Origin of the sequence: Nocardia sp. NPDC057353 (assembly GCF_042667085.1) — a bacterium.
GTDB lineage: Bacteria > Actinomycetota > Actinomycetes > Mycobacteriales > Mycobacteriaceae > Nocardia.
The window spans coordinates 216,539-231,577 of record NZ_JBHVAK010000001.1 but is presented as its reverse complement, the minus strand read 5'-3'; the positions used below and the strand labels follow the sequence as shown (position 1 = coordinate 231,577).

Sequence of the window (15,039 nt, the reverse complement as noted above, 5' to 3'; positions counted from 1 at the left end):
CCCGGTCATTCGAGCTCCAGGTCGAGAAGCTCGAAGATCTCGTCGTCCGATGCCTCATCGATCCGGGCCGCGGTGTCGGCCGCGGGGCCCCGGCTGGTCAGTTCGGCGCGCAGCCGCGCCACGGCCTGCGCGAGCCGCTCCACCGCCGCCATGCCCGCGGTGGCGTCCAGGGCGGGATCGGCGATCCGGCCCTCGAGCTGCTCTAGCACGGCGAACAGCTCGCCGGTGCGGTCGGTCAGCTGCTCGTGGATGTGTGCGGCCAACTCGGCGAAGGTGGGATAGTCGAAGATCAGGGTGGCGGGCAGCCGAAGCCCCGCCGCGACCTGCAACCGGCGGCTCAGCTGTACCGCAGTCAGCGAATCGAAGCCCAGATCGCGCGATGCCCGGGTGAGATCGACTTCGGCCGGATCGCCGTGCCCGAGCACCTCCGCGACCTCGGCGCGGACCAGTTCCAGCACGGCCCGCTGCTGCTCGGCGCGGGCGAGCCCCGCCAGGTGCTCGGCGAACGCCGTCCGGTCCGGCTGTTCCCCGACCGCCTCCTGCAGCGCGGCCCGTACCTCCGGGATGTCGTGCAGCAGCGGCCGGGGGCGGGAGAGCGCGAAGGAGGCGTGGAAGCGCTCCCACTCCACATCGGCGACGGTGAGCGCGGTGTCGGCGTTGGCGATGGCCCGGTGCAGCGCGTCCAGCGCCGATTCCGGCGCCATGGCGGGCAAGCCGCGGCGCTCCATCTGCTGCTGCGCGGTGGTGGTGATCCCGGCGCCGTCGGTCTGGGCCCACGGCCCCCAGGCGATGGCGGTGGCCGGGAGGCCGCGGCCGCGACGTTGTTCGGCCAGCGCGTCCAGGTAGGCATTGGCGGCGGAGTAGGCGCCCTGGCCGCCGCCACCCCACACCCCGGCGGCGGAGGAGAACAAGACGAACGATCCGACCTCCGGGTACGCCTCGAGCACCTCGGCCAGCGCGGTCGCGCCGGACAGCTTGGCCTCGACCACCGGGGCGAGCAGCTCCAGGTCCAGTTCGGCGGCGGGCGCGTACTGGTGGACGTCGACGCCCGCCGCGTGCACCACGGTGGTCAGCGGGTGTTCGTCGGGAATCTCGGCGAGCACCGCGGCCAGCGCGGCCCGATCGGTGACGTCGCAGGCAGCCACCCGCACCGGCACGGTGTCGGTCAGCTCGGCGACGAGGTCGGCGGCGCCGGGCGCGGCCGGTCCGCGCCGGGAGACCAGCAGCAGCCGCTGCGCCCCGTTCGCCGCCGCCCAGCGGGCGATGTGCGCGCCGAGCGCACCGGTGCCGCCGGTGATCAGCACCGTTCCCCGCAGCAGCTCGCCGTCGTTGGCGCCGGGGTCTGCCGGGGCCGGGACGAGGCGGCGCAGGAAGGTGCCCGACGACCGGATCGCGACCTGGTCCTCACCGTCGGTACCGGAGAGCACCGCGCCGAGCGCGCGCCCGGCGCGGGTGTCGATGGTCTCCGGGAGATCGATCAGCCCGCCCCACCGTTCGGGGTGTTCGAGCGCGACCACCCGCCCGAACCCCCACACCATGGCCTGCACCGGCGCGGTGAGCGGATCGGAGTCCCCCACCGCGACGGCGCCGCGGGTGGCGCACCACAGCGGCGCCCGCACATCGGCGGCGCCGAGCGCGCGGACCAGCTCTAGCGTTCCGGCCAGGCCGCGCGAGACACCGCCCGCACCGGGGAGTGGCTCGTCCAGCAGCCCGAGCAGCGAGAGCACCCCGGCGATCGGGGCTTCGGTCGCCGCGCCGAGCAGCGCGGGCCAGTCGGCGCCGTCCGGCCCCGGGTCGACGGTCACCGGGGTGGCGCCGTGGTCGCGCAGCGCGGCCGCGCAGGCGGCGGCGGTCTGCTCGTGTCCGGAGGCGGTGACGAGCAGCCAGGTGCCGGAGAGGCTGCCGGTGCCGAGCGGGGACGCCGATGGCCGCCACTGCACCCGGTACCGCCAGGAGTCGGCCGCGGTGCGGGCCAGCCGGGCGGAGCGCCAGGCCGTCAGGGCGTCGCGCACCGATCCCCACTCGTCGGCGTCGCCGGATTCGACCAGCCGCCAGAATTCGGCGTCGACGTTCTCCGGGGTCGACTCCAGCCAGTAGCGGCGATGCTGGAAAGCGTAGGTGGGCAGTGGAACCCGGCGGCCCGGCCGGACCGCGGTCCAGTCCACGTCGATGCCCCCGGTGAAGACCCGCGCGACCCCGTCGAGTAATTCCCGCTCGCCGCGCAGCAGAGCGGCCGAGTCGAGGTGGTTGGTGACGTCCCGCTCGGCCAGGTAGGTGAGTGCGCGGGAGAACTGGACCGTGTCGCGCACGTGCCGGACCCAGTACTCCACCGAGGTCGCCTCGCCGGCGGTGAGCAGTTCACCGGTGCGGTCCGAGACGACCGGGATGCGCGGCGGCGACAGCTCCACCTGCTGGAGTACCAGGGCGAAATCCGCGAGCATGGCGTCCATGTGCGGGGAGTGGAAGGCATGCGAGACGGCGAGCCGCCTCGTCTTGTGCCCGGACCGTTCCCAGTGCCCGGCGAGCGCGAGCACCGCATCCTCGTCACCCGAGATCACCACGGTGTCGGGGGCATTCACCGCCGCGATGGTGACACCGGGTTCGAGCGAACCGCGGACCTCCTGCTCGCCCGCGCGGATCGAGACCATCGCACCGCCGGGGAGTTCCTGCATCAACCGGCCGCGTTCGGTGACGACCTTGGCCGCGTCCGGCAGCGACAGCACCCCCGCCACATGCGCCGCCGCCAGGCCGCCGATGGAGTGCCCGAGCACGTAGTCGGGGGTGATCGACCAGGATTCGAGCAACCGGAACAATGCGACCTCGACCGCGAACAGCGCCTGCTGGGTGTAGCGGGTCTCGTTCAGCAGCTCGGGATCGTTGTCGATCACGTCCCGCAGCGATTCGTCCAGATGGCCGCACACCTCGTCGAGTGCCGCCGCGAAGACCGGGAATGCCCGCGCGAGTGCACGACCCATGCCCGGCCGCTGCGAGCCCTGCCCCCCGAAGATCATCCCGAGCCCACCCGCGCTCCGGCCGGAGCTCACGCCCGCGTCCAGGGCCGCGAGCAGCTCGTCGCGATCGTTCCCGATCACCACGGCGCGATGCTCGAACAGGGAGCGCGCCGCCGCCAGCGACCAGCCGATATCGGCGGGCGCCAGCTCGGGGCGCTCGCGCACCCACCGGGCCAGCCGCTGCCCCTGCGCGGCCAGCGCGTCCGGGCCGCGGGCGGAGAGCACCCAGGCCACCGGGCCCTCGACCGGGGCCGGTTCGGGTGCGGCGATCTCCGGCGCCTGCTCGAGGATCACGTGCGCATTGGTGCCGCTGATCCCGAACGACGACACAGCGGCCCGGCGCGGGTGGCCGTTGACCGGCCAGTCCCGGGCGGAGGTCAGCAGCTCGACGGCGCCCGACGCCCAATCCACGTGCGGTGTCGGCTCGTCCACGTGCAGGGTCGCGGGCATGACGCCGTTACGCAGCGCCATCACCATCTTGATCACCCCGGCGACCCCGGCCGCGGCCTGCGTGTGGCCGATATTGGACTTGATCGACCCCAACCACAGCGGGTCGGTGCGGTCCTGGCCGTAGGTCGCCAGCAGCGCCTGGGCCTCGATGGGGTCGCCCAGGGAGGTTCCGGTGCCGTGCGCCTCGACCACATCGATGTCGGCGGTGCCGAGCCCGGCCGAGGCCAGGGCCTGCCGGATCACCCGCTGCTGGGACGGGCCGTTCGGCGCGGTCAGGCCGTTGGAGGCGCCGTCCTGGTTCACCGCGCTGCCGCGCAGCACCGCCAGCACCGGATGCCCCTTCGCGATCGCGTCGGAGAGCCGCTCCAGCACGACGACACCGACGCCTTCGCTCCATCCGGTGCCGTCGGCGGCGCCCGCGAACGACTTGCACCGGCCGTCCGCCGCCAGCCCGCGCTGACGGCTGAAGTCCACGAAGGTCCCCGGCGTCGCCATGACCGTCACCCCACCCGCCAGCACCAGCGAGGACTCCCCCGACCGCAGTGCCTGCCCGGCCCAGTGCAGGGCCACCAGCGACGACGAGCACGCGGTGTCCACCGTCACCGCCGGACCCTCCAGCCCGAGGGCGTACGCCACCCGGCCGGTGGCGACGCTGCCCGCGTTGCCGATGCCGAGGAATGCCTCGGCGCCGTCCGGCACCGAGGTGAGCCGGGCCGAGTAGTCGTGGTACATGAGCCCGGCATAGACCCCGGTATCGCTGCCTTTCAGCGACTTCGGGTCGATACCGGAGTTCTCCAGCGCCTCCCAGCTGGTCTCCAGCAGCAGCCGCTGCTGCGGGTCCATGGCGACCGCCTCGCGCGGGGAGATCCCGAAGAAGCCCGCGTCGAACCCGCCGGCGTCGTGCAGGAAGCCGCCCTCACGGGTGTAGGAGGTGCCGGGGTTCTCCGGGTCCGGGTGGTAGAGCGCGCCGATGTCCCAGCCGCGGTCCAGCGGGAAACCGGCGATGCCGTCGCCGCCGTCGGCGACCAGCTGCCACAGCTCCTCCGGGGTGCGGATGCCGCCGGGGAAGCGGCAGGCCATGCCGACCACCGCGATCGGCTCGCCGTCCGGTGCGGCGGCGGTGGTGATCCGGGGCTGCGCGGACGCCGTTCCGGCCACCCGCTCGAGGACGAAATCCGCGATGGCGGCCGGGGTCGGGTAGTCGAAGATCAGCGTGGCAGGCAGCCGCACCGCCGTGGCGGTGCTGAGCCGGTTGCGCAGCTCCACCGCGGTGAGCGAGTCGAAGCCGAGCTCCCGAAAGGCCCGCCGCACGTCGACGCTCCTGGGGTCGGTGAAGCCGAGCACCGCGCCGACGTGCGCCCGGACCAGGTCGAGTACGGCCACGCGGCGCTCGGGTTCGGACAGCGCGGCCAGCTTGGCCGCGAATTCGCCGCCGCTCGCCGCGGCGCCGGCGGCCGCCCGCCGGATCGGGGTCCGCACCAGGTCGCGCAGCAGCGGTGGCAGGCTGCCCGCGTCGGCCTGGGCGCGCAGTACGGCGGTATCCATCCGGATGGGCAGGGTGCCTGCGGGGCAGCCGCCGCCGACCGCCGCGTCGAAGAGCGCCAGCGCCTGCTCGGTCGAGAGCGCGAGCCCGCCCGCCCTGTTGATCCGGCTGCGATCGGTGCTGTCGAGGTGGCTGGTGAGGCCGCTGGCCTCCGCCCACAGCCCCCAGGCGAGCGCGATGGCGGGTAGGCCGCGGGCCCGGCGGTGCTGGGCCAGCCCGTCCAGGAAGGCGTTCGCCGCCGCGTAGTTGCCCTGCCCGGCGCTGCCGAAAGTACCCGCGGCCGAGGAGAACAGCACGAACGACTCCAGCGGCAGCTCCGCGGTGAGCAGGTGCAGGTTCCAGGCCGCGTCGGCCTTCGGCGCGAAGACCCGGTCGACGCGGTCCGGCGTGAGCGATTCGAGGACGCCGTCGTCCAGCACGCCCGCGGTGTGCACCACCGAGCGCAGCGGCCGATCGGCGGGGATCTCCGCGAGCAGCCGACGCACGGCGTCGACATCCGCGACGTCGCAGGCGATGATCTCGGCCTCCGCGCCGAGCGCCCGGAGCCGGGCCGCCAGGTCGTCCGCGCCGGGCGCGGCCGGGCCCTGCCTGCCGACGAGCAGCAGCCGTTCGGCCCCGGTGGCGGCGAGGTGCTCGGCCACCGCGGCGCCGAGCGTGCCGGTGCCCCCGGTGATCAGCACCGTGCCGGTGCCGTCCCGGCCGGGCGGCGGCTCGGCGGGTTCGGGCCGGACCGGGTGCAGCCGCGGCACCGAGATCGCGGCGCCGCGCAGCGCCAGCTGCGGTTCGCCGCTGGCCATGGCCTGGGCGAGGGCCGCGGGGTCAACGGGGTCGCGGCCGATGTCGACGAGAACGAAGCGGCCGGGGTGCTCGGCCTGGGCCGCGCGCAGCAGCCCCCACACCGCGGAGCCGGTCAGCCCCGCGATCGGCTCGTCGGGGTCGACCGCGACCGCGTCCCTGGTCACGACCACCAGCACCGCGGATTCGAGCTGCGGAGCCGTGACGAAGGCCTGGACGATCTCGAGCGCGGCGCGCACCCCGGCACCGGCCTGCTCGGCGGGCCCGGTGCACGGAAGCAGGACGAGTTCCGGCGGGCCGGCCGCGAGCAGGTGGTCGAGCGTCGCCGCCGGCCTGCCGGGGCCGGTCAGCTCCTCGAAGCCTGCCGAGTCCGGTGCGGTGAGCACGGTCCACCGCTCCGGTACCTGGTCGGTGGCGGAACGCAGCGGAACCCACCGCACCGCGTACAGGTTCTCGGTGGGGCGCTGCGCCTTGACCTGGTCAGCGGCCACGGGCCGCAGGACCAGCGAGTCCACCGAGACGACCGGTGCCCCCGCGGGGTCGGTGGCCAGCAGCCGCACGGTGTTCGGGCCGATGGTGCGCAGCCGGACCCGCAGCGTGGAGGCGCCGGTGGCGTACAGCACCGCGCCGGACCACGAGAAGGGCAGCAGCCCGTAGCCGTCGCCGCCGAGGTCGAGCCGGTCGTCGGCGCTGAGCGTCACGGCGTGCAGCGCGGCATCCAGGAGCGCCGGGTGCAGACCGAATGCGGCTCCGGCGGTGCTGCTTTCGGCACCGTCGGGGAGCGCGACCACGGCGTGCACGTCGTCGCCGGTCCGCCAGACCGCGCGCAGCCCGCGGAAGGTGGGGCCGTAGGCGAAGCCGGTGGCGGCGAGGTTGTCGTAGAGACCGTCGATCTCGACGGGGGTGGCGCCGTGCGGCGGCCAGTCCCCGAGCGCGGGAGGCTCGGTGGTGTCCGGGGTGACAGTGCCGGTGGCGTGGTGGGTCCACGGCCGGTCCGGGCTGTCGTCCTCGTGCGGGCGGGAGTAGATGTCGATCTCCCGGCCGCCGTCGGGGCCGGGTTTTCCGACCATGAGCTGCACATCGGTCGCGGCCGGGGCCGGATCGTCGGCCGCGCCGAGGATCAGCGGCGTGTGGATGACCAGCTCCTCGACCCGGCCGCAGCCGACCCGGTCGGCCGCGCAGACGGCGAGCTCGACGAATCCGGTTCCGGGCAGCAGGATCGAGCCGAGCACGGCGTGATCGGCCACCCACGGGCTGGTGCGCGCGGAGAGGCGGCCGGTCAGGATGACGGTGCCGGACTCGGCCACCTCCAGCACCGCACTCAGCAGCGGGTGCGCGACCACGCCCAAGCCGAGGCCGCGAGCGTCGCCGGTGCCGGTGGCACCGGATTCCAGCCAGAAGCGCTGGTGCTGGAAAGCGTAGGTGGGCAGCGGGATGTGTCGTCCGCCGAAATTCCAGTCGACGGGGGTGCCGGTGACGAACAGCTCCGCCGCCGAGAGCAGGAACTGGCGCTGCTCGGGCTGATCGCGGCGCAGCGTGCCCACGGTGACCGTGCCCGGCAGCACCGGGTGCGGGGAGACCTCCACCAGTTTCGTGAGGCCGTCCGCGCGTGCAGCGGTGACCGCACCGTGGAAATCGACCGTCGTACGGAGGTTCTCGTACCAGTAGCTCGCGTCCATGGCGGTGGTGTCGAGCACGGCCGCGGTGACCGTCGAGTACAGCGGCACCCGGCCCGGCCCGGGCCGCACATCGGACAGCACCCGCAGCAGATCGTCCCGCAGAGACTCGACAGCCGGGGAGTGCGAGGCGTAATCGACCGGAAGCCACCGGGTCCGAACCTGCTCGTCGAGCCCGGCGGCGAACGCCTCGAGGGCTTCCGGCGTGCCGGACAGCACCACCGCCTCCGGGCCGTTCACAGCCGCGACCGAGACACCGGGCCGCTCCTCCACCAGGGCCGAAACCGACAGCATGGTCCCACTGCCACTCAGCGAACGCAGCGCGGCACTGCGCAACGCCACCACCCGGGCACCATCGCCCAGGCTCAACACCCCCGCAACCACAGCGGCCGCGATCTCACCCTGGGAATGACCGATCACCGCCGCCGGAGGCACACCCCACGATTCCCACACCGCGGCGAGCGAGACCATCACCGCCCACAGCACCGGCTGCACCACATCCACCCGCGCCAGCGCCTCCTCGTCACCGAGGACATCACGCAACGACCACGAAACATACGGAGACAGAGCCTCCGCACACTCATCCATGCGCGCCGCGAACACCGGAGACGACGCCAACAACTCACGACCCATCCCGACCCACTGCCCACCCTGACCCGGGAACACGAACACCACACCCGAACCCGGACGCACAGACCCCGACACCACACCCGGGTGCGGGAACCCCCCCGCCGCCGCATCCAACCCCGAGAGCAACTCCCCACGGTCGACGCCGACCACGACCACCCGATCCTCGAACAGCGACCGCGTCGACACCAGCGAACCGGCGATATCGACCGGTGCGAGTTCGGGATGCGCGCGCACCCACCCGGCCAACCGGCCCGCCTGCTCCGCGACCGCGCCGGCCCCGCGGCCGGAGACGATCCAGGCCACCGGCCCCTCGGCAGCCACCGGCTCCGGCTCGGCGATCTCCGGCGCCTGCTCCAGGATCACGTGCGCATTCGTCCCGCTGATCCCGAACGAGGAGACCGCGGCCCGCCGCGGGCGGCCGTGCTCCGGCCACGCGCGCGCGGCGCCGAGCAGCTCGACCGCGCCCGCGGACCAATCCACCTGCGGGGTCGGCTCGTCAATGTGCAGCGTCGCGGGCATCACCCCGTGCCGTAGCGCCTGCACCGCCTTGATGACGCCCGCGACACCTGCGGCGGCCTGGGTATGGCCGATATTCGACTTGATCGACCCCAACCGGAGCGGCTCGGTGCGGTCTTGGCCGTAGGTCGCCAGCAGCGCCTGGGCCTCGATGGGGTCACCCAGGGAGGTGCCGGTGCCGTGCGCCTCGACCAGATCCACCTCCGCGGTGGTCAGCCGCGCGGCTGCCAGCGCCTGGCGGATCACCCGCTGCTGGGAGGGGCCGTTCGGCGCGGTCAACCCGTTGGAGGCGCCGTCCTGGTTCACCGCGCTGCCGCGCAGCACCGCCAGCACCCGGTGCCCCTTGGCCTGAGCATCCGAAAGCCGTTCCAGCACGAGCACCCCGACGCCCTCACCCCAGCCGGTGCCGTCGGCGGCCTTGGCGAACGCCTTGCACCTGGCATCGGGGGCAAACGCGCGCTGGCGGGAGAACTCCACGAAACTGGTCGGCGTCGCCATCACCGTGACGCCGCCGGCCAGTGCCATCGAGCACTCGCCGGAGCGCAGCGCCTGCGCCGCCCAGTGCAGCGCCACCAGCGAGGAGGAGCAGGCCGTGTCCACCGAGACCGCGGGCCCCTCCAACCCGAGCACGTAGGCCACTCGGCCGGAGAGCACGCTCGCCGCGTTCCCGGTGCCGAGGAAGCCCTCGATCCCCTCGGGCACGGCGGCCAGCCGCGCGGAGTAGTCGTGGTACATGACACCGGCGAAAACCCCGGTGTCGCTCCCTTTCAGCGACCGCGGATCGATTCCCGCGTGTTCCAGCGCCTCCCAGCAGTTCTCCAGCAGCAACCGCTGCTGCGGGTCCATGGCCAGCGCCTCGCGTGGCGAGATCCCGAAGAACCCCGGGTCGAACAGCGCGGCTTCGTGCAGGAATCCACCCTCCCGGGTGTAGGAGGTGCCGGGATTCTCCGGATCCGGGTCGTAGAGCGCCTCGACATCCCATTCGCGGTCGGTCGGGAAATCGCAGATCCCGTCGCCGCCGTCCAGGACGAAGCGCCACAGCTCGTCGGCGGAGCCGATGCCGCCGGGGAACCGGCACGCCATGCCGACCACGGCCAGCGGCTCGTCGGTGCCTGCCGCACGGATCGGTCCCGGCCGATGCCGCTCCGGCGCCCGGCCCGATACCTGGGGCAGCACGAATTCGGCGATGGCGGTCGGGGTCGGGTAGTCGAAGATCAGGGTGGCGGGCAGCCGCAGCCCGGTTGCGGCGCCGAGCCGGTTTCGCAGCTCGACGGCGGTGAGCGAGTCGAAGCCGAGGTCGCGGAACGCCTGGTCGACGCTGACCTGCCCGGCGTCGGTGTGGCCGAGCACGGCCGCCACGTGGGCGCGCACCACCTCCAGCACGGCACCGAGCTGGTCGGCCTCCGGCAGCCCGGCGAGCCGGTCGGCCAACGCACCCGAGGCGCCGGTGCCGCTGCTCGCGGCCCGGCGGCTCGGCACCCGCACCAGCTCGCGGAAGGTCTCGGGCAGCGCGCCGCTCGCCGCCTGCTTGCGGAGCAGCGCCATATTGATCCGCATGGGCAGCACGGCCGGGCGGGGTGCGGTGACGGTGGCGTCGAACAGGGCGAGCCCCGTTGCGCTGGGCAGCGCCGCGGCGCCGCTGCGATCGAGCCGCTTGCGGTCCTCCTCGGCCAAGTGCCCGGTCATGCCGCTGGCCTGGGCCCAGAGACCCCACCCCAGCGATACCGCGGGCAGCCCGCGGGCGCGCCGATGGTGCGCGAGGCCGTCCACGAAGGCGTTCGCCGCCGCGTAGTTGGCCTGCCCGCCGTTGCCGAACGTGCCCGATGCCGAAGAGAAGAGCACGAACGCCGCCAGCGGCAGCTCGGCGGTGAGTTCGTGCAGGTGCCAGGCCGCGTCGACCTTCGCGGCGAAGACGGTCGTGAACCGCTCCGGAGTCAGGGAATCGAGCACGCCGTCGTCCAGCACACCGGCGGTGTGCAGGACGATGCGCAGCGGACGGTGGGCGGGAATGCCTGCCAGCACAGCGGCCAGCGCGGCACGGTCCGCGGCATCGCAGGCCGCGACCTCGGCCTCGGCGCCCGCGGCCGCGAGTTCGGCGACCAGCTCCCGCCCGCCCGGCGCCTCGATGCCGCGCCTGCTGGTGAGCAGCAGGTGCCGAGCGCCGCGGGCGACGACGTGCCGCGCGATCATCGCGCCGAGCACACCGGTGCCACCGACGACGAGCACGGTGCCCTCGCCCCAGGTCACCGGCGACGCCTCGGTGCCGAGGTCCGTCGACGCCGTGGCGCCGAGATCCACGGGCGCTGCGGCGCCGAGATCCATCGTGTGCACGCGAGGCACGAACACCGCGTCCGCACGCAGCGCCACCTGCGGCTCGCCGGTCGCTACCGCCTCCGGGAGCAGCCCGGTGCGCACCGCGGCGGGGTCGAGATCCACCAGGACGAAGCGGTCCGGCTCCTCCGATTGCGCGGTGCGGATCAGCCCCCACACCGCCGCGCCGGCGAGATCGGTGACATCACCGTCCGGCACCGCGACGGCACCGCGGGTCACCACCACCAGCCGGGCGGAATCGAGCTCCGGCGTGCGCAACCACTCCTGCACCACCGCGAGGGTCGCGCAGACCCGATCGCGCACGGCGGCGGGGCCGCTTTGGGCGGGCTCGGTCAGATCGAGCACGACGAACTCCGGCGGGGCGCCGTCGGCCGCCGCCTCGGCCACGCCGGCGTATACCGCGGGCGCGGCCCCGCGGGCCGACAATGCAGGCGCCACACCGTGTCCGGCGGTGCCGAGTACCGCCCAGGTACTCGCCGCGGCCGTCGGGGTCGCGGTGCGGGTCCAGTCCAGGACGTACAGGTCGTCCGGCCCGCGGCGGACCCGCACCTGGTCGGCGGTGACCGGGCGCAGCGCGAGGGAGTCGACGGTGACGACCGGCGCGCCGGTGGGGTCGGTGGCGGTCAGGGTGACGGCGTCGGCGGCGCCGGAGCGGCGCAGGTGGATGCGCAGCGTCTCGGCGGCGCTCGCGTGCAGGGTGACCCCGGACCACGAGAACGGCAGCTGTCCCGCGCCGTCGGCCCCGATCAGCGCGGTCGCGCCGATCGCGTGCAGGGCGGCGTCGAGCAGCGCCGGGTGCAGGCCGAAGCCCGCGTTCTCCACGGTGCCGGGCAGCGCGACCTCGGCGTAGACGTCGCTGCCCGCCCGCCAGACCGCCCGGAGCCCGCGGAAGGCGGGGCCGTAGCCGAATCCGGCGGTGCCGAGCGCCTCGTAGAGGCCGTCGATCGCCACCGGCTCCGCGCCGCGGGGCGGCCAGGCAGCCCCCGATTCGCCTTCGGTGGGTGCGGCGGCGTCCGGGGTGAGGACGCCGGTGGCATGGTGCGTCCAGGGCAGATCGGGGACGTCCCCGTCCTGCGGGCGGGAGTGGATATCGATCCCGCGGCCGCCGTCCGGGTCGGCGCCGCCGATGACGATCTGGATCTCGGTCACCCCCGGCGCCGGCTCGGTGACCGTGCCGAGGAGCAGCGGTGCGTGGACGACCAGTTCGTCCACCCGGCCGTAGCCGATCTGATCCGCGGCGCAGATCGCGAGCTCCACGAACCCGGTGCCGGGCAACAGGATCGAGCCGAGCACGGCGTGGTCGGCCACCCACGGGTGGGTGCGCGGCGACACCGTGCCGGTGAGCACGACGGTATCGGCTTCGGCGACGCCCACCATCGCGCCCAGCAGGGGGTGTCCGAGGGAGCCGAGGCCGAGGCCGGTCACGTCCGCGCGGGCCGAGCGGGCGGACTCGAGCCAGTACCGCTGGTGCTGGAAGGCGTAGGTGGGCAGCGGGACTCTGCGGCCCGCTGTATCCCAGTCGATCGGGGTGCCGGTGACGAAGAGCTCCGCCGCCGCGAGCAGGAGTTGCCGCTGCTCGGGCTGGTCGCGGCGCAGGGTGCCCACGGTGGTGACACCGGGCAGAACGGGGTGCGGCGAGACCTCCACCAGGGTGGTCAGGCCGTCAGTCCGTGCGGCCGTGACCGCACCGTGAAAATCGACAGTGGCACGGAGGTTCTCGTACCAGTACCCGGCATCCATGGTCGTGGTGTCGAGGACGCCCGCGGTGACCGTGGAGTACAACGGGATCCGACCCGCGGCCGCCGTCAGCCCGGCCAGGCTGCGTGCCAGTTCATCGCGCAGAGTCTCCACCGCCGGGGAATGCGAGGCATAATCCACCGGGAGCCAGCGGGTGCGGACCTCATCGCCGAGTTCGTCCACCACCCGCTGCAAGGCCTCGGTCGTGCCCGAGAGGACCACCGAATCCGGGCCGTTCACGGCGGCAACCGACACTCCCGGCCGCTCCTCGACCGGGGCGGCGACCGAGAGCATGGTTCCGCTGCCACTCAGCGAACGCAGCGCGGCGCTGCGCAGTGCCACGACGCGGGCGCCGTCCTCGAGACTCAGCACACCCGCGACCACAGCGGCGGCGATCTCGCCCTGCGAGTGACCGATCACCGCGGCCGGTTCGACGCCCGCGGATTCCCAGACGGCGGCCAGCGAGACCATGACCGCCCACAGGGCGGGCTGCACCACATCCACCCGCGCCAGCGCCTCCTCGTCACCGATGACATCGCGCAGCGACCACGAAACATGGGACGCCAGCGCCGTTTCGCACTCGTCCATCTGCGCCGCGAAGACCGGCGAGGACGCCAGCAGCTCGCGCCCCATCCCCACCCACTGACCACCCTGGCCCGGGAACACGAACACCACACCGGACTCCGGACCCGCCGTGCCGGTCACCACTCCGGGGTGCGGCAGCCCGGCTGCCGCCGCATCCAATCCGGACAGCAACTCCTGGCGATCCGCACCGACCACCACGACCCGGTCCTCGAACACCGACCGCGTCGCCACCAGCGAGCCCGCCACATCCACCGGCAGCAGCTCCGGACGCTCCCGCACCCACTCCGCCAACCGGCCCGCCTGCGCCGCGACAGCATCCCGGCCCCGACCCGAAACCACCCACGCCACCGGCCCGTGAGCCTCGACCGGCTCGACCTCGTCGGCCTCCGGCGCCTGCTCCAGAATCACGTGCGCATTGGTCCCACTCATCCCGAACGAGGACACGGCGGCCCGGCGCGGATGGCCGTTGGCGGGCCAGGCCCGCGGCTCGGTCAACAGCTCGACCGCACCCGCGGTCCAATCCACGTGCGGCGTCGGCTCGTCCACGTGCAGCGTCGCGGGCATGAGCTCGTGCCGCAGCGCCTGCACCATCTTGATGACACCGGCGACACCGGCGGCGGCCTGGGTGTGGCCGATATTCGACTTGATCGACCCAAGCCGCAGCGGCTCGGTGCGGTCCTGTCCGTAGGTGGCCAGCAGCGCCTGCGCCTCGATGGGGTCGCCGAGGGAGGTGCCGGTGCCGTGCGCCTCGACGAGATCGATATCGGCGGCGTTCAGCCCGGCCTCGGTCAGCGCCTGTCGGATCACCCGCTGCTGGGCGGGGCCGTTCGGCGCGGTCAGGCCATTGGAGGCGCCGTCCTGGTTCACCGCGCTGGAGCGCAGCACCGCCAACACCGGATGCCCCTTCGCGCGGGCGTCGGAGAGCCGCTCCAGCACGACCACGCCGATGCCCTCGCCCCAGCCGGTGCCGTCGGCGGCGCCGGCGAAGGCCTTGCACCGACCGTCCGCGGCCAGGCCGCGCTGGCGGCTGAAATCGATGAAGGAGGCAGCGGTCGCCATCACCGCCACTCCCCCGGCCAGTGCCATCGAGCACTCACCCCGGCGCAGCGCCTGGCTTGCCAGGTGCAGCGCCACCAGCGACGAGGAGCAGGCGGTGTCCAGCGTGACCGCCGGGCCCTCCAATCCGAAGACGTAGGCGATCCGGCCGGAGAGCACGCTCGCCGAATTGCCGGTGCTGAGGTATCCCTCCAACCCCTCCGGGACGGATTCCAGCTGAGCGAGGTAGTCGTGGTAGCTCATGCCGACGAAGACACCGGTATCGCTGCCCTTCAGCGACTTCGGATCGATTCCTGCGGTCTCGAACGCCTCCCATGACGTCTCCAGCAGCAACCGCTGCTGCGGGTCCATGGCCAGCGCCTCGCGCGGCGAGATCCCGAAGAATCCGGCGTCGAACTGCCCCGCGTCGTGCAGGAAGCCACCCTCGCGGGTGTAGGAGGTCCCGGGGTTCTCCGGGTCCGGGTCGTACAGCGCCTCCACGTCCCAGCCGCGGTCGGCCGGGAATCCGGAGATGCCCTCGCCACCCGTCGCGGCCAGCTGCCACAGCTGGTCGGCGGAGCGCACGTTCCCCGGGTACCGGCACGCCATGCCGACGAGCGCGAGCGGCTCGGCCGTGCGTTCCTCGAGTTCGGTCACCCGGCGGCGGCTGTCCCGCAGCTCGGCGGTCACCCGGCGCAGATATTTGACCAGTGTGTCGTTGTCGACCATC

At 73.7% G+C, this 15,039-nt stretch carries 1 protein-coding gene; it reads right to left on the bottom strand.

Annotated elements, in window-relative coordinates; all coding sequences use genetic code 11:
• Positions 1-5: 5 nt before the first annotated feature.
• On the bottom strand, positions 6-15,038 hold the full coding sequence (locus tag ACFUUZ_RS00740; protein WP_378690889.1) for a type I polyketide synthase: 15,033 nt from the start codon (positions 15,036-15,038) through the stop codon (positions 6-8).
• Position 15,039: the final 1 nt, after the last annotated feature.

Excerpts from the sequence above, each read along its gene's own strand:
- ACFUUZ_RS00740 (WP_378690889.1), bottom strand. The coding sequence starts at position 15,038 with ATGGTCGACAACGACACACTGGTCAAATATCTGCGCCGGGTGACCGCC.